17 protein-coding genes and 1 tRNA gene are annotated in these 16877 nt (G+C 42.9%); 7 read left to right on the forward strand and 11 right to left on the reverse strand.

What is annotated here, in order from left to right; translation table 11 throughout:
* Nucleotides 1-136 precede the first annotated feature (136 nt).
* From psbA to ACWATR_RS13890, 4 genes are all read right to left on the reverse strand, one after another.
* Nucleotides 137-1219, reverse strand: a complete 1083-nt coding sequence (gene psbA / locus ACWATR_RS13875; protein ID WP_069068940.1) for a photosystem II q(b) protein — start codon at nt 1217-1219, stop codon at nt 137-139.
* Between the two features lie 223 nt (nt 1220-1442).
* Nucleotides 1443-2117 (reverse strand): DUF2834 domain-containing protein, encoded by a 675-nt coding sequence (locus ACWATR_RS13880; protein WP_460333162.1) that lies wholly within the window; start codon nt 2115-2117, stop codon nt 1443-1445.
* A 110-nt stretch (nt 2118-2227) separates the two neighbouring features.
* Nucleotides 2228-3379 carry a heat-inducible transcriptional repressor HrcA gene (gene hrcA / locus ACWATR_RS13885; protein ID WP_460340410.1) on the reverse strand — a complete coding sequence of 384 codons (1152 nt, stop codon included), beginning with the start codon at nt 3377-3379 and terminating at the stop codon, nt 2228-2230.
* A gap of 459 nt (nt 3380-3838) precedes the next feature.
* Complete coding sequence (locus tag ACWATR_RS13890; RefSeq protein ID WP_460333165.1) at nt 3839-4171, reverse strand: rhodanese-like domain-containing protein; 333 nt, start codon at nt 4169-4171, stop codon at nt 3839-3841.
* Between the two features lie 158 nt (nt 4172-4329).
* Between ACWATR_RS13890 and ACWATR_RS13895 the strand changes: the two genes are divergently transcribed.
* From ACWATR_RS13895 to cysE, 4 genes are all read left to right on the forward strand, one after another.
* Complete coding sequence (locus tag ACWATR_RS13895; protein WP_460333168.1) at nt 4330-5991, forward strand: DUF3352 domain-containing protein; 1662 nt, start codon at nt 4330-4332, stop codon at nt 5989-5991.
* Between the two features lie 93 nt (nt 5992-6084).
* Nucleotides 6085-6465, forward strand: coding sequence for a hypothetical protein (locus ACWATR_RS13900; protein ID WP_460333171.1), 381 nt, complete (start codon nt 6085-6087; stop codon nt 6463-6465).
* A gap of 141 nt (nt 6466-6606) precedes the next feature.
* Entirely contained in the window at nt 6607-7092 is a 486-nt protein-coding gene (locus ACWATR_RS13905) for a hypothetical protein (RefSeq protein ID WP_460333174.1), read from the forward strand.
* A gap of 186 nt (nt 7093-7278) precedes the next feature.
* Nucleotides 7279-8043 carry a serine O-acetyltransferase gene (cysE, locus tag ACWATR_RS13910; RefSeq protein ID WP_460333178.1) on the forward strand — a complete coding sequence of 255 codons (765 nt, stop codon included), beginning with the start codon at nt 7279-7281 and terminating at the stop codon, nt 8041-8043.
* 81 nt (nt 8044-8124) lie between these two features.
* Here the strand turns inward: cysE and ACWATR_RS13915 are convergent, their stop codons facing one another.
* Nucleotides 8125-8709: an Npun_F5749 family FMN-dependent PPOX-type flavoprotein gene (locus ACWATR_RS13915; protein WP_460333181.1), complete on the reverse strand. Its 585-nt coding sequence runs from the start codon at nt 8707-8709 to the stop codon at nt 8125-8127.
* Nucleotides 8710-8901: 192 nt separating this feature from the next.
* Between ACWATR_RS13915 and ACWATR_RS13920 the strand changes: the two genes are divergently transcribed.
* Nucleotides 8902-9207 carry a hypothetical protein gene (locus ACWATR_RS13920; RefSeq protein WP_460333184.1) on the forward strand — a complete coding sequence of 102 codons (306 nt, stop codon included), beginning with the start codon at nt 8902-8904 and terminating at the stop codon, nt 9205-9207.
* Nucleotides 9208-9312: 105 nt separating this feature from the next.
* On the opposite strand, the gene ACWATR_RS13925 is transcribed toward ACWATR_RS13920, so the two are convergent.
* The 3 genes from ACWATR_RS13925 to ACWATR_RS13935 form a co-directional block, all read right to left on the reverse strand.
* On the reverse strand, nt 9313-9621 hold the full coding sequence (locus ACWATR_RS13925; protein WP_322638021.1) for a KGK domain-containing protein: 309 nt from the start codon (nt 9619-9621) through the stop codon (nt 9313-9315).
* 252 nt (nt 9622-9873) lie between these two features.
* Nucleotides 9874-10935, reverse strand: coding sequence for a c-type cytochrome biogenesis protein CcsB (gene ccsB, locus ACWATR_RS13930; protein WP_460333188.1), 1062 nt, complete (start codon nt 10933-10935; stop codon nt 9874-9876).
* A gap of 235 nt (nt 10936-11170) precedes the next feature.
* The gene (locus ACWATR_RS13935) at nt 11171-12916 is read right to left on the reverse strand and encodes a DUF3352 domain-containing protein (RefSeq protein ID WP_460333191.1); all 1746 of its coding nucleotides are present in this window, start codon (nt 12914-12916) and stop codon (nt 11171-11173) included.
* 180 nt (nt 12917-13096) lie between these two features.
* On the opposite strand from ACWATR_RS13935, the gene ACWATR_RS13940 reads away from it, so the two are divergent.
* Nucleotides 13097-13279 (forward strand): hypothetical protein, encoded by a 183-nt coding sequence (locus ACWATR_RS13940; protein ID WP_460333194.1) that lies wholly within the window; start codon nt 13097-13099, stop codon nt 13277-13279.
* Between the two features lie 80 nt (nt 13280-13359).
* On the opposite strand, the gene ACWATR_RS13945 is transcribed toward ACWATR_RS13940, so the two are convergent.
* Nucleotides 13360-13989 carry a chorismate lyase gene (locus ACWATR_RS13945; protein WP_181932398.1) on the reverse strand — a complete coding sequence of 210 codons (630 nt, stop codon included), beginning with the start codon at nt 13987-13989 and terminating at the stop codon, nt 13360-13362.
* A gap of 287 nt (nt 13990-14276) precedes the next feature.
* A tRNA-Leu gene (locus ACWATR_RS13950) sits at nt 14277-14357 on the reverse strand.
* A gap of 389 nt (nt 14358-14746) precedes the next feature.
* On the opposite strand from ACWATR_RS13950, the gene accC reads away from it, so the two are divergent.
* Nucleotides 14747-16090 (forward strand): acetyl-CoA carboxylase biotin carboxylase subunit, encoded by a 1344-nt coding sequence (gene accC / locus ACWATR_RS13955; RefSeq protein WP_460333197.1) that lies wholly within the window; start codon nt 14747-14749, stop codon nt 16088-16090.
* A 138-nt stretch (nt 16091-16228) separates the two neighbouring features.
* Here the strand turns inward: accC and ACWATR_RS13960 are convergent, their stop codons facing one another.
* On the reverse strand, nt 16229-16522 hold the full coding sequence (locus ACWATR_RS13960; RefSeq protein ID WP_181932399.1) for a YggT family protein: 294 nt from the start codon (nt 16520-16522) through the stop codon (nt 16229-16231).
* Nucleotides 16523-16877 lie beyond the last annotated feature (355 nt).

Below are 16877 nucleotides of genomic sequence, written 5' to 3' on the forward strand. Positions count from 1 at the left end.
GGCTTATGTATTTTACCTAGAGTTCGCGCAAAAGTTAATTCTTGTACTTGTTATTGGTACTTGGACTGTATAAGTACAAATAAGAAAGCGCCCTCTGTTTCTAGAGGGCGCTTTCTCATTTAGCTAAACTTCAGAATTAACCGTTGATAGCAGGAGCAGTTAGAGCTACAGGAGCAGAATCGCCAGCAGCCAAATCTAGAGGGAAGTTGTGAGCGTTACGCTCGTGCATTACTTCCATACCCAGGTTAGCGCGGTTGATTACATCCGCCCAAGTTGCAATCACACGACCTTCAGAGTCAATGATTGATTGGTTGAAGTTGAAACCGTTCAAGTTGAACGCCATTGTGCTTACACCCAAGGCGGTAAACCAGATGCCGATTACAGGCCATGCTGCTAAGAAGAAGTGCAGTGAACGGCTGTTGTTGAAGGAAGCGTATTGGAAGATTAGACGACCGAAGTAGCCGTGAGCCGCAACGATGTTGTAGGTTTCTTCTTCTTGACCGAATTTGTAACCGTAGTTTTGTGATTCGGTTTCGGTTGTTTCACGAACCAAGGAAGATGTAACCAAAGAACCGTGCATTGCACTGAACAAACTTCCGCCGAATACACCAGCTACACCTAGTTGGTGGAAGGGGTGCATCAAGATGTTGTGTTCTGCTTGGAACACGATCATGAAGTTGAATGTTCCTGAGATACCCAAAGGCATACCATCAGAGAATGAACCTTGTCCGATTGGGTATACCAAGAATACTGCGGTTGCTGCTGCAACAGGTGCAGAGTATGCGATCGCAATCCAAGGACGCATTCCTAAGCGGTAGGATAGTTCCCATTCACGACCCATGTAGCAGAATACGCCAATCAGGAAGTGGAAAACTACTAGTTGGTAAGGACCGCCGTTGTACAACCACTCATCAAGAGAAGCTGCTTCCCAGATTGGGTAGAAGTGCAAACCGATGGCGTTGGAGGAAGGTACTACTGCACCGGAGATGATGTTGTTTCCGTAGATTAAGGAACCTGCTACTGGTTCACGGATTCCATCGATGTCTACTGGAGGAGCGGCGATGAAGGCGATTACGAAGCAAGCGGTAGCTGCTAGTAAGGTGGGGATCATGACGACGCCGAACCAACCGATGTAAATCCGGTTGTTGGTGCTGGTGATCCATTCGCAGAATCGATCCCATACGTTGGCGCTTTCGCGACGTTGTAAGGTTGTTGTCATTGTTTTATAAATGCGATTATTTGCAGATGAATTTAGGTAGGTTTGACTACCTGTTACACATCTTAAATAATTTATTGCGTTTTGTAAAGTACTTTCAGAAAAAATTTTCTCTTGGGATTTACGCACCCACAATAGAAAATCCCCTTTTTCACTGAAAAAGGGGATTTTGGGTGATACCATTTTGGATTTTAGATTTTGGATTGTGAGAAACGCACTTTATTCTTCAATTCGCTGCTGGCTGCTGGGATATGGACTCTATACCCACTTCTTCTAAAGGTGGACGCACAGATAAATAAATTAATGGCCCGAATAACGGTATCAACGCTATTAACCAGAAAAACTGGGAATTTTTCCAACCGCGACGCGCCATATCATCCTCCAGTAATGTAGGAAATAATAGGCAAAGTAGACAGAAGTCTAAACTCATCACATTTATGAAGCGGTTAGTTTGCCACTGTTGCAAAAAATTGCCCCAATCTCCCTCTCTTAAACCATAAGCAACTAAAATAGCTGTGGCTACTGTCAAAACAACCCCAGTCATACGAGAATCTAGCAGTTTGAGTAAGGCACTTTTTTTACCAACAAACTGATTATTTGGTTCCCTGATGGCTATGTACGGCAACAAAGCAAAAGCACCAACTGCGAAAGAAGCGATCGCAAATAGCCAAGCAGGTATTTTTTGTCCTCTGCCATCAATCAACACTACTGCACTGTAGATGAGAGGCCAAATACCCATGAGGTTGAATAGTGCTATTACTAACGGGTTAACACCTTCCCACTGCATAGTAGAAAGGTTTTTAATTAACTCGAATGTACCGGGTTGCTCAGGAGGCGCGAGGAAAAACGCATAGATAGTGAATCCCAGCCACAGTAAGCTAAAGGCAATTTTTCTAACCATGAAATATTTAAGTATTATTAATTTTGCCGCTATAAATTTGGGCTATCTGCTTGCTATGGTATCGTTCATTTGTCTCAAGCAGCTTGTCCTCAAATATTACACGATACGTATTAAGGATTGAAATAACTAAAAGCTTCAGAGAGATAATCAGCAGCAGATGCTACTACTGCGATCGCACTTTCATAATCTAGGCGTGTTGGCCCCAAAACTCCCACACTTCCTACTGGTATTGAACCTCGGCGATAGTTGGAAGAAATCAAGGTGCAGGTGCGTATTGGTTCTAATGGATTTTCTGCACCAATGCGAACTGTTACCTTTGGTTTAGCACCATCCTCCGGTTCTGGTTCCTCAAATATTAATCGCCACAGTTGGTCTTGTTCTTCTTCCAACAGGTGGATAATCGTTTGTACCTGCTGTAACTGAGAAAATTCTGGCTGGCGCAAAACTTCTGACACACCCCTAACCATAATTTGAGTTGCAGTTGGTGCATGAGTGCGATTACTCAATTCGGCAACTGAGTTTTTCAAGAATTCTCCATAGCGTTGGAACTCCTGATCTAGTTCGCTCCAATCAAGATAGGCTAATTCCAACAGACTTCGACCCCGCAAGTGGCTATTCAAAAAATTAGAAACAATCTGCAACTCGCGATCAATAACCTCTGAATCGCGCTGTGTTTCTTCCGGTGTTGAAGCCAAATCCATTAATTTTGAATGTGTCTCGTAACCATCAGTCACAACGATCAGCATGATCCGCCCAGCTTCAATTTGCACTAATTGCAGATGTCGCAATAGTGCTGTAGTAGTTTGCGGTATAGTGATCAAGCTAATACAACCACTCAAGGTTGCTAAAATTTGCGCGGCTCCTTGGAGTAAGGTTTCTAAACTCCGATCTTCCCACTGGAGAAGCTTTTGCAGTGCCACCTCTACTTCTCGCCCTAAAGTTTCCATACCACTTCGTGGAAGCAAGCTACGCGTAGCGTCTGTCTGCGACACGCTGTGCGAACGCAGCGAAGGTGTAATTAGCTGGTCAACATAAATACGATAGCCTGAGTCTGAAGGTACACGTCCAGCAGAAGCGTGTGGTTGATAGAGTAATCCAGACTTTTCTAAAACGCCCATCACATTGCGAATTGTAGCCGAGCTTACACCCAGGTCGTACTCCTCGACCAATGCCTTTGAACCAACTGGCTCTGCCGTAGCAATGTAGTGACGTACCGTTGCCCAAAGTATATGCTGTTGTCGATTTGTTAACTGGACTTCCATTGTGGTATGTTTTGCTGAAGGCAAATTTTAATCAAACTCTAAAAAATTTGTGGATTTAATCGAAAACAGAAAATATTAATAATTTATTAAGATAGCAAATTATACAACTACATTATGATAACTTTTTTTAAAGTTAATATACATACAGCATTTTTTAAGAGTAGGCTTGATATGGTAGCTCAATTTTTTGGCAAAAGCTGCTAATTATAATGTACCCTTAATGTGCTTCTTTCTAACCGTATTTTTGCACAAATTTGCATTTGCAACAGTATTATTAGATACGTATTTTTTCGCAATGGCTTATGCTGAACTGTAATTTGGGCAAATCGAAAAATCTTGTGCAGATGTATGTACTTGATGTCCAAATTTCAAGCTTTCCGGCAAGGCTCTAAAGTTAGATACTGCTGTTATCAGCATAGCAAAAGCCAGATGGAAGAGTGAGTTCCACCTGAGCAAAAGCTAATATTGAGGAATTGAAGGGTCTACTAATATAGAGTAGGCATCAATACCACCCGAAATATTTTGCACATTTGTAAAACCTTGAGCAATCAACCACTGGCACATCTGGGCGGAGCGGATGCCGTGGTGGCATAGCACAAGAGTTTCCGCTTGGGGATTGAAGAGGGTAGGTACTTGATCTCCCCATTCGGTAAATTGACTTAAAGGTAGGTTGACAAAGCCCTCAATGCTAGCGATCGCTAATTCTTCTGGTTCACGCACATCTACTAGCTGAATACTTGCATCACTAGAAGAAAGACGTTGCCCCAGTTCTTCTACACTAATTTGGTTCATGAGTTGACTAAAAAAATTCCCTATAAACAGTCCTAATCCTATTTATGGTGACAGAAAATCTCTGCCTTCGCATGAGTATCCATTCTCAAGAGGGTTGATAAATTCTGCTAGGCTTTCTGCTTAAATGGCTGTAAACCGTCTTTTTTAATAGGTTTAATGTGAATAGGCAACGTTCATTTATTGGTTTTATCGTAGCTGGGGCGATCGCACTGCTAGTAATTGCGATCGCTGGCTTTTACTGGTTTTTCGCCAAAAGTCCGGCTAACCTCATTGCTTCTACCGGACAGCCTAATGCAGCCATCTTCGTCTCCAAACTTTCCCCTGTAATGGTTTCATTACTGACAAATCCTGACCGTTTACAGGCATTGGAGCGTGAAGAGGAACTATCTAAACTCAAAACCAGTTTATTCGCCAAGAGTGGCATAGATTATAAACAAGACGTTCAACCCTGGTTAGGGAACGAAATTACATTAGCGATCACCACCTTAGATATAGATCGCGATCCCGAAAACGGACAGCAGCCAGGGTATTTGTTGGCACTAGCAACCAAGCAACCGGAGAAAAGCCGCGAGTTTGTCGAGTTGTTGTTTTCTAAACGGGCGTTAGCTGGAGCAAACTTAGCTGTTGAACAATATAAAGGCGTAAAGCTGATTTCTGAAAATTCTCAACCAGAACAAGATTTGCTTGCTGGTGCTGTTGTCGGCGAAGGCTTTGTATTGTTTGCCAACGATCCGAAAGTGCTGCGAGATGCTATCAATAACGTCCAAGCGCCCGATCTGAATTTGACTAGTTCCCTCGAATACCAAAAAGCTAGAAAAGAACTGCCCAAAGGGGGTTTAGCTATAGCTTTCTTGAATCTTCCTATCGTGGCAAAATGGCAAGGGTTAGAGCTACCAGAACAAACATATAACAGCGAAATCATTTCCCTGGCGTTAAACCCCAAAGGATTACTAGCGGAAACCACCTTTTTGGCTTCATCGGAAATTGTTCCTCCATCTCCACCGCTATCTAAACTTGTGGGAGCATTGCGGTATATTCCAGCATCCGCAGGTTTGGCAGTTTCCGGCTCAAATTTGAGTAATTTGGCTAACAGTGATTTAGCCAAACTCTGGAAACAAGCAACAGCAACTATATATGGTTCTAAAGAAGATGTGGTTTCTCGGTTAGCAAAACCTTTGGCGGATGTTCAAAAACGCTGGGGGATAAACCTACCAGAGGATATTTTTAGCTGGGTACAAGGGGAATATGCCATAGCATTGTTACCTGATAAAGAGCAAATAACCCCCCATTGGATTTTTGTGGCAGAAAAATCCGAAGGTGTGGAACAAGGCATTGCTCGTTTAGATGCGATCGCTTCATCCAACGGACTTAGTATTAATCCCTTGACTATAGACAAGCAAAAAATCTCCGTTTGGACAGAGTTAACCACGGCTACAAAAAAAACTGATGCCAAAGAAGGAACATCTTTTAGCATTGAAACAAAAGTCCTGGGATTGCATACAAATTTAGGAAATTACGAAATTTTCACCTCTGACTTAGAAACTATGGATGAAATTCTCACAACTAAGGATAATTCCATAATTGACAATCCTAATTTCAAAGATAGTATCGCTGCAATTCCCTTACCAAACCAAGGCTATATATATCTTGACTGGACAAAGAGCCAGAATTTGTTAGAGCGTCAAGTGCCAATTCTCAAACTTGTGGAGGTCTTAGGAAAACCGTTTTTTAACAACCTGCGATCGCTCACAGTAAGTAGTTATGGAACTGACACGCGATCGCTCAAAGGTGGCGTTTTCTTCAAACTCCATAATTCGTGAGATTTTCATAAAAGCTCAAGTGCAGAAGGTAAAATAGTTTTTTACCTTCTGCATTCTTTTATCATAAATTAAAAAAAAACTAGAAGTGATACCATGAAATATACGTATATTTTAAGAGTTGATTGTGGAAAAGACAAAATAAAAATAGTCAGTGATATTTTGGGTGTTGATACCAATTCCAATAATTATTGGGAGCAAATACTTATTGAAGAAGCTTTAGACCCTCCAGTAAATTTTGTAGATAGATTTCTCAAGATTATAGAAGGCAAATATCAGAAGCTTTTTATGGTTGGAGTTCACAAAAATGATATATCCGTGTGGATATATTATGAATATGATGAACAGTGTAATATGTCATTTTCACCTGAAGATATGAAACGTCTAGGAGACAATCAAATTACTTTATGTATTTCATGCTGGGAAGCGCATAGCAAAGATGCTCATAGCAATCATAAACTTTATATCAAGAAATAGCCTAGCAATTAGCTGTTTTCTTTAAAGACCCTTTATTGTGGCACATTTTAATGTGGCACAACCAACTGAAATTTCACTGGTTTTTTTTCATTAGAATATGTATATATCATTACTAATTTAAAAGCCTGTTGGAGGGCTACTATGAAATACTGTCGCCCCCGACTTCTTCACGGCGGTTGGCTGTTGGCTATACTTACCGCCATCACAGCTACGCCTGTAATAGCAGAGACAGCAAATTTTGGCGCTTTAAACTTATCAACAAATTTTGATCCAGCCCAAGGAACAGTGCAGGGGTTTACAGGTGGTTCTTACTCATTGTCTGCCATCAGTAACCGCGATCGCGATCAAAAAACCTGTATTGGTTTTGCCGATCCTAATCCAGATCATATTATGGTTTTGGAAAAGGACTTTTCCCGGCTAACAATCCAAGTCGATAGCAATAACACCGACACAACTTTACTAATCCAAGGGCCAGATAACACTACAATTCGTTGTGGTGATGACACTGGCAAAAGTAAAGATGCTAGTGTTAGCGATCGCGACTGGAAAAACGGCACATATCGGATTTGGGTAGGTACATTTAATCCTGGAGTCAAGCGTGATTATACTCTGAAAGTGGAGCAGTAGTGAATTAGGGAGTAGAGAATGTGGAGATGAGGGGGACAAGGGGGATAAGGAGGAATTATTGAAAATCTCTCCTTTGTCTCTTCTCCAATGCCCAATGCCCAATGCCCTATTCCCAATTTTTAGGTGTAACACTTGAGAGGATAAGATGGGAGAGTAGCTTGTTGTGCTTTCCGAGGGTGCTATCTCGTGCTATCTATACTGCGTGCTGACTTTCGTATCATATTTGAACGTGACCCAGCTGCCCGTAACTGGTTGGAAGTTTTATTTTGTTACCCTGGTTTGCAAGCCCTGCTATTCCATAGGCTGGCTCACTGGCTGTATAGTGTTGGTCTTCCCTTTATTCCGCGCCTGATTTCTCACTTAGCTCGGTTTTTGACTGGAATTGAAATCCACCCTGGTGCAGTAATTGGGCAAAGTGTGTTTATTGACCACGGTATGGGTGTAGTAATTGGTGAAACTGCGATCGTGGGAGACTATGCCCTAATTTATCAAGGCGTCACCCTTGGGGGTACTGGTAAAGAATGTGGTAAACGCCATCCAACTGTGGGGGAAAATGTCGTAGTCGGGGCTGGAGCGAAGGTACTGGGCAATATCCAAATTGGCAATAATGTCCGTATTGGTGCGGGTTCTGTTGTTCTAAGGGATGTACCTTCAGACTGTACTGTGGTAGGGGTGCCTGGGCGTATTATGTATCGTTCTGGAGTTCGGGTTTCTCCTCTTGAACACAATAACTTACCAGATTCGGAAGCTCAAGTAATTCGTGCTTTAGTAGACCGGATTGAGGCGTTGGAAGAACAAATACAAACTCTTCAGCGCACTAATTCTTCAGAAAAAACTCCTGTTTTAGTGGGTTGTTTAGCTACCAAAGAGGATGAGCCAACCCACGATACTCGCTGGTGCAACCTCAAAGATAAGACCATCCAGCAATTTCTAGATGGTGCTGGCATTTAGTTAAAAGTCAAGGGTTAAGGGTCAATCTTTTGACTCTTGACCAAATAATTCGTAATTCGTAATTCGTAATTCGTAATTACTTCACGGATTAATCGCTTCGCTAGACCACTCTTGCTGTTGATTACGGTGGTAAAGCCATCGGTTTTGTGGTTCGCCGCGTAATTCTAAATGGTCTACTTGCACTGGATCGAGTAGCAGGAGACAAAAATTAGGGACTGGCTCAACAGGATCGGGCGGTGATGGCTCAAAGGCTCCTGCTTCTTGGATTCTGGGTTTACCAGGATAGGGCCAACCAAACTGTAAACGCGCCGCATCACTTAATTCTTGCCACATTGCGATCCGGGCTGGCTGTAGATTCTGGTGAGAATCATCACCGCTTACCAGAGTCAAACAGCCAGTGATGCGAAATTGTTCTCGTGTATTGGGGAAGTACCAGCAAACTTCTGCCCAAGGTTGTTGCTGTATCTGATCGGCTTTGGCGCTACGGTTATCAGTGATAAATCTTAGCTGGTTTGTATTTTCCAGGAAGCCGCGAAATACTAGGGTACGATTGGCGGGGCGACCATTCGCTTGTAGCGTTGCTAGTTGCAGGTAACGGGCATAAACAAGGCTGCGGTTGCGATGGAGTGCATGAGCGATCGCACCTCGCCAAGGAGCAAGAGACATATTAATTCAAAATTAAAAATGAAGAAAGTCAGATTTAATCTAGGTTTCCAGGTTTGGGTCTGTTGTCTTATTTTAGACAAATGGTACAACACTAAGTAAATAATTTTGCAATTGTCTCTGTGTCTTTGCGTGAATATTATCCTCAATTCAACGCAGAATATACAGTATGTTGTATAAATTCGCAGATGAGCTATGGCAGAAATTCAAGTTGAAATTGAAGGAGAAGGCGCACCAGCCGCAGCCGAGGCTTTGCTAGAAATTCCTGGAATATCGGGAACCTGTGAAGTTCCGACGCAAAGGGAGGGAACTTTGGCAGCGATCGCTACTATTATTACCATTGTCGGCGGTGCTGCGGCTTTAGCTGAACAAATTGATACCGATCAAAAATTGGCACATCTACCTTGGGAAGTGCTGCATGATGGTAAACAAGCTAATGGATCGTACTTTAGCATGATGAGTTTACTCTTCCTCAGTATTAGTGCATCTTTATTTTATTAATGAATTTTGATAGCAATTCAGCACATACTAATTTTATTTGCAAACATAGTGAGTATCAGATCCCCGACTTCTTTAAGAAGTCGGGGATCTTTTGCTCATTGGGTATTAGTTCTCCACTTGTTTGAGTTTTTGAAAAATTTCATCAAGTGGTGACTCAGATTCATCAGGACAAAATTCTAAAGCAAGTCTAACTTTTCCTTTTTTCCATCCCAAAGTACTAAATTGTAAAACTTCGCAATTTAATCCTTGGGTATACAAATTTACTTCATCTGTTTCTTCTGCTCCAACATATTCTTTAATTGCTGTAATCAAATCACGGACTTTAAAAGTTTTGGCAATATTTAACTTATTAAAAGTGTCTGGTTCTATAGACACAACTTCATCATGGTTTAGTATCTCGAATCCATCTTCCATAAAAATCTCCTGTCAATAAATCTATATTTTCTAGAGATATAACAGTTCATCCGAAATAAAATGATAATTTAGTCATTGGTCATTGGTCATTAGTCCTTGGTTATCTTACACAAAGGGGCGAAGAAAAACTCTTCACCCCTGCGTTTCAACTTAAACACTTAACTCACTATCGTTTTACGCGAGATATTACTAAGTGCTGAGTGATGAGTAAAAGTAAAATACTCAATACTCAGTACTGTCTTAGTGAGGTTCTTAGAAAAACCAACCGTAAGAATGTAAACCTTTACCCAAAAGATTCACACCGAGATAGCAAACCCAAACCACAAGCAAGCCGGCAGAGGCTAAAATTGCGGGACGCCGCCCTTGCCAACCGCGAGTAATTCTGGCGTGGAGGTAGGCAGCGAAAACTAACCAGGTGATTAATGCCCAAGTTTCTTTCGGGTCCCAACTCCAGTAGGAACCCCAGGCTTCGTTAGCCCAAACGCCACCGGCAATGATGCCAATTGTCAACAGGGGAAATCCTAGTCCGATGATGCGATAGCTGATGTTGTCGAGGGTTTCGGCAAGGCTAAGGCGCTGGGGTGAAAGAGGTTCAGCAGATGCTACGGCTGGGGATTCAGGGGTAGTTACTAAATTCAAAACAGCAGTGTTACCGTTACCGTTGCCATTGCTACTAGTTTCAAAACGGGCAAAGCCGTTATTTTCGACAGCAGGGGTTGGTGGTTGAGAAATTAGTTCAGATGCTTTGTGCAAGCGGTAGCCGTTGCTGCGATAGCCACCAGTTCCAACGGAACTGCCTTGTAGTTGAATATTTTGACCGCGAGTGACTATCAAGAAAGCGATCGCTAATAGTGAACCCACCATCAAAGCAGAATAACTCAGCATCATAACGCTGACGTGCATCATCAACCAATTTGACTTCAAGGCAGGTACTAGGGGTTCTGACGCTTGCATCTGAGATGGTAGTGTCATAGTAGCAAAAGCAGTAATAGCCATTGCCACTGGAGCTGTTGCAACTCCTACCAAGCGGCTACGGCTACTATTTTCAGCAATGAGATGGACTGCGGTAATTCCCCAAGTTAAGAAAAACAGAGATTCATAGAGATTACTTAAGGGAAAGTAACCAGCTTCGATCCATCGTGCCCCTAATAGAGTCGCAATGCACAAATTGGCGATCGCCATCCCAGCTGTCCCCAAAGCGGCTAGATAAGGCAGATTCGGAAAAGCCGCTCCTCCCCAATACACGAGCATTGTTAGGAATAATATGGCAAAAGACGCATTGTCCAGCCAGTTCTGGAGTACAACCAGATTCATAAAGTGTTCTCTCCGTGGATAATTTAAAATATCGATTTCTGACTGTTCTGATCCTATATGTTTAGAGGGTAATGAGACAGGGGAAATGGGAAATTGGGTACTGGGGATTGGGTACTGGGGATTGGGTACTAGGGAAGAAATTCTTTTAAGATTGGTTGGGATCTAAATCCACATAATTATCTTTTCTAATCCCTAGTCCCCAGTCCCTAGTCCCCAATCCCCTGTACCCTGTACTCTATTTAACAGAGTTACTCTTACTGCTTTCTGGACTAGGCAATGTAGTCGTGTTACTAACTTTTTTGAGCGCAATGAAAATGTCGTAGCGGTTACTGCGACTGTCGCTGACAGCAGATGTCATCCCAAGTGAGCGCGTTGCAGCTAGCAAAGTTTGTTGATTGGGAATTAGAGTTGGTAAAGGGAAGTTTTTCACAGTTCGTTCCACATCCAGGAAAAATTGACCATTTGTCGGATTGGGTTCTGTAGGAACTGTTTCTTGGAAAGGGATTGTGCTAGCTAGTGTGTTGTTGGGTTTGGGGACAATTTTATCAGTGATGGGAGCGCCCACTACTAAGAAAGCGATATCTTCATCTAACCAGCCGTGGGTGGCCGTTAACGTACCATAAGGTGATACCCAATTAACAACGGATTGACCTCCGATTTTCCCCGGTTGCACTTTGAATTGGTATTGATTTTTCATGACTTCATCCAGCTGAGTGATTGATATTTCAGCCGATTTGCGATCGCTTGTCTGTACCATGAACAGCAAACCCACACGAAAATCATCTGGTGAACCTTGTTTTGGAGTAGTAGGAATCAGTGATAAGGAAAACTCGCCTTTCATCCAACTGAGCAAATCCTTATCTAAATCGAGATCGGTAAGCGATTTTATCCCACCTCTGATTTGTTCTGGTGCGATCGGTGAAAGGGGATTTCTCTGAGACGTTAAAATGTAGTTTCCCCACAACCGCTGTAAATTGCCCCCCGAAAGCATCATTAAAGTTTCCGCTGGTACGCGGCTTTGCATTTTCCCAGCTTTGTTTTCTACCGCCAGCAGTCTTTGACTATTAGGGTTTAACCAAGAAACGCCCTTTAAGCGGATTCCTTCTGGTTCTAAGATCATTGTCCCCGCTAAACCTTGGTTATTTTGCAGTTGAGCCAAGACTTGAGCCGGTAAAGGGCGGTTTGGAGAAGCAGCGGCTATTTTGGCTGCTGCTGGCACATTGACGTAAAACTGGGCAAAGGGTTGGTAGTTGGCGATTTTCGGAAAATTCTCAGCAAAGCCCCCTGTTGTGGCTAGGGATGTTTTATTTTTGTAGGCGTCGATGGCTCGTTCGGTGGCTTTGGGACTATCAGTTATCACTAAAAAACGCCCATCTAGTAATGCAGCCGAGAAGTTTTGCCCTGCTTGTCCTTCACTTTGTTTAATGGCGAACCCTTGATAAATACGATCAATCCATTTGCCTTGTTTAAGGGTTTTGGGTTGTGCCAAAACCCTTTTGGCGATTTCTGGGTTTTTCACTGGCAATACCATTACCATCGACTGCTGCTCACTAACAGCATTTTCACTGGTGGTAACTGGTTTGGGTGCAGGTTTATTCCCCGCTGCTGGGGCAAGAATTGCGATCGCAATGTCATTGCCTACCCAAGGAGCAATATCTTTCTGGAAATCGTAACCATTATTAGTCAGAAAGCGATCGCGTAACTGGACTAAATTTTTGTCCAGTTCTATTTGGGTGTCTTTTGTCCCAAACTCCCGCAATTTTTGCCACTGTTGGGGATCTGTTGTCAGAGAAACCGCAAACAGAGCATCACCAGGAATAATATTTGCACCTACTAGCAAATTCCTGGAAGATGGTTGTCTTTGGGTAAACCAGTATGCTGCACTTCCCGCACCAATCAATAACCCAGCAGCCGAAAGCGTCAGCACCAAAGACGGTTTCTTACTTTTTTTCATTGGAACAGACACAACAGGCAGTGCCATTGAAACCTATACCTCATATTGCAAACTCATTACTTGCTTGATTGGTGAAGTCAACCAAAAAGCTTCTCCTTATTTAGGGCAGTTAACTGCATAAATTTTTCTATTTTAAACTGCGTAATCAACCTTCTCGAATGTTTCAAAAGCAGCATTTTCGCAGTTAGTTACCTTTTTTAACACGCTTTGTTGAATTTCGCAGGACACTTACTTGAGACAGTTGCTTCTATCAAAAAGTCTCGGAAAGTTCACATCCGTCATTTTAAGCACTTCGAGGATATAACTAACTTGGGCATTGCTGCAAGTCATCAGCAAGCTACATTACCTTATATTTACTGGGCTTCTACCTGTGGTATTGACTTTATCTAACCAAGCTAAATTCAGTATGCAAGATTTTGTATCGACTACCAATCTTACAAATTTAGATTAGATATGTTGTTGAAATAATCCTATGCCTCAGTATTAATAGTACTCAATTGCATAGGCCCCAAATATTTGGTTAAATAAGGCGAAAAAACTTCATAAATTAATGTTAATGGCTGTCCATGATGCCAAAACAAATAGTGGCGACCCCAAAAAGACCCAGTTACATCAAAACCGGACTGTAGCGCTGATGAGTCACCATAATAAATTCCTCGAACATCCCGATATAACTCTGTGCGAAGACGAGCTAAACTTGCCCAAATTGGTAATGAGCGGTTTTGCAAATACTCATCTACATGACTAGCTTCCCACCACGAGGTGGCATACGCTAATCGCTGACCAGAAGCAGTACGTAGCCATACTTGTCGCCGTAATCGCGGCCCTGGGACAGCTTGGATTAACTCAGGAGCAGCATCCAAGTCCATGCCAATCAATGACATATCAATAACATCTACTTCTACAGGCTCACCTGTGAGCAATTCTAAGTGACGTGTTGGGGAGCCATCACCCAAAAGCATTAGCTGCCAAGCAGGTGCCAGTTGAGTGTGAGGTAAACTTTGTTGAATTATCTCCTCCCCTCCTTGCCAAATCGGAGTGAGGCGATGCCAAGCTGGCGGTAGTGCTAGGTTGTTTGTCGGCGTAAAAGTAATAGTCAATGCTTTTTACAAAACTTCACCTATCTCTATAAAAGCATAAAAAACTAGTAATTTGGCAAGGCAAATTTGCTTGGTGGGGAATAGGGAAAGATTTTTTTGTTTTGTCAAATTTTATTACGTAGTAAGCACTTCAGTGCTTGATACAAGGACTAAAGTCACTACTACAAACTCATTTACACAGTAAAGTTGCCTTGAGGAAGTATTAGAAATAATAGAAATATTTAAGGGTCAATAGTCTAAGGTTTTTTGACCCTTGACTATTGACCCTATAACTAAACAAGCAAAAATGCGGATGGCGAGACTCGAACTCGCAAGGCAAAGCCACACGCACCTCAAGCGTGCGCGTATACCAATTCCGCCACATCCGCATGGTTTGTCTAAACATAGACTATAGCATAAGAAAATAATTATAGTAAGGTGATATCTAAATTCACTTGCTCAAAAATATAAATTTTCTCAAGGCGGTATCAGGCTGACAGAAATCTAGCAGCTGCACAAGTGATATTAAAAGGGGTAGAGCTACTGTGTTCAGCGGGGTATGCCTACGCAAAAGCCCAGCTTACTAGGCTAGCCAAGACTTACAGCAGCAATGTTGTTAGTGTAGTAAGACCTGTAGACCCAGCAAGCCTGCAATCTCAAGTTTGCTTAGAATCAGGGTGGCGAATCTCCTGTCATAATTTGAAATAATGCGGAAGCGTTGTTTCAAGTTGGATCAGAGAACATGTCAATCTACTGGTAATGATATCGAAACTAAAAAATGAAGTTTGACAAAATATTAATTGCCAATCGGGGAGAAATCGCCCTTCGCATTCTCCGCGCCTGTGAAGAAATGGGAATTGCGACAGTTGCGGTTCACTCCACTGTTGACCGTAATGCTCTCCACGTCCAACTTGCTGATGAAGCAGTTTGCATTGGCGAACCTGCTAGCAGTAAAAGTTATTTGAATATTCCCAATATTATTGCTGCTGCACTGACGCGCAATGCTACTGCTATTCATCCAGGCTATGGCTTTTTGGCAGAAAATGCCCGGTTTGCGGAAATCTGTGCCGACCATCATATTGCTTTTATCGGCCCAACTCCAGAAGCTATCAAGCTGATGGGGGATAAATCCACTGCCAAAGAAACCATGCAAAAAGCTGGAGTCCCGACAGTACCAGGTAGTGAGGGATTGGTAGAATCCGAGCAAGAAGGATTAGGATTTGCCAAAGATATTGGCTATCCAGTGATGATCAAAGCCACAGCAGGTGGCGGCGGACGGGGTATGCGCCTAGTTCGTTCTGAAGATGAATTTGTCAAACTTTTCTTGGCGGCTCAAGGGGAAGCAGGAGCAGCTTTTGGGAATTCCGGCGTTTATATCGAAAAATTTATTGAACGTCCCCGCCACATCGAATTTCAAATTTTGGCGGATAACTACGGCAATGTTATCCACTTGGGTGAACGTGATTGCTCTATTCAACGCCGGAATCAAAAGCTACTAGAAGAAGCACCAAGTCCGGCTCTCGACCAAGACCTGCGCGAGAAAATGGGACAGGCTGCTGTCAAAGCGGCCCAATTCATTAACTACAGTGGGGCGGGTACTATCGAGTTTCTCTTGGATAGATCGGGGAAATTTTACTTTATGGAAATGAACACCCGGATTCAAGTAGAACACCCTGTAACAGAGATGATTACTGGGATAGACTTAGTTGCCGAACAAATCCGCATAGCTCAAGGGGAAAGACTCAAGCTTACTCAAGATCAAGTAGTCTTGCGGGGTCATGCGATCGAATGCCGGATCAACGCCGAAGACCCCGATCATGACTTTCGCCCTTCTCCTGGAAGAATCAGCGGCTATCTCCCCCCCGGAGGGCCTGGTGTTCGGATTGATTCCCACGTTTACACAGATTACCAAATCCCGCCCTACTACGATTCCTTGATCGGCAAGTTAATTGTTTGGGCACCAGATCGACCCACTGCTATTAACCGGATGAAACGCGCACTTCGGGAATGTGCCATTACTGGACTACCTACTACCATCGGGTTTCATCAAAAAATTATGGAAACTCCACAGTTTTTGCAGGGTAATGTCTATACAAATTTTGTGCAGGAAATGAACGGTTAGGAGAGGGGGGAGTAGTAGTGCTGAGTCCTGAGTCCTGAGTCCTGAGTGGGAAATCTCACTTCTGTACTCAGAACTCGGAACTCGGAACTGTTTTGCCCAATGTCCTATGCCCCATTCCCCATCCCCAATTCCCCATCCCTAATTAACACGAGATAGCATAGTCAGCAATCCTTGTTGACCTAGCAGAATTTCTCGCAGCAGGCTGAAGATGCCAACCAAAATAATAGGTGTAATGTCTACCCCACCTATAGGTTGCACTAGCTTTCGCAACGGGATTAAAAATGGTTCAGTTGGCCAAGCTATCAAATTAAAGGGCAAACGATTCAGATCCACTTGCGGATACCAAGTGAGAATGATCCGGAATATAAATAAAAATGTCATCACCCCTAACACAGGGCCAAGAATCCAAGCAGTCAGGTCAACACCAGTCATCGTTTTAAGCTACTATCTGTCTGTAAAGAAAGAAAAAATTTAGGCAACGGCAAGCCATTCGGGTGACGCTCCTACATCGCTAACGCCAAGTCTCTCTATGGGAAAACCCCCTTGAAACTAGCTCTCCCAAAGGGGGAGAACTGTACTGGCTCATCGCCCTTTGCGACGCCGAATAGCCCGTCGTAGACATTGCTAAAAAATTTGAAGCTTTGTAAAGCACTCTCATCATTATTTTAACCAAATGCTGTCACTTCCTTCTGGAATACAAAAGCAAACACGCTCACGCAGTTAAATCAATGACTAGCAAGAAGGGTTATTAAGTTTGGCAGTTAACGCCCAGAGGCTTCTCAAGAAA

Source organism: Nostoc sp. UIC 10890 (assembly GCF_054786515.1).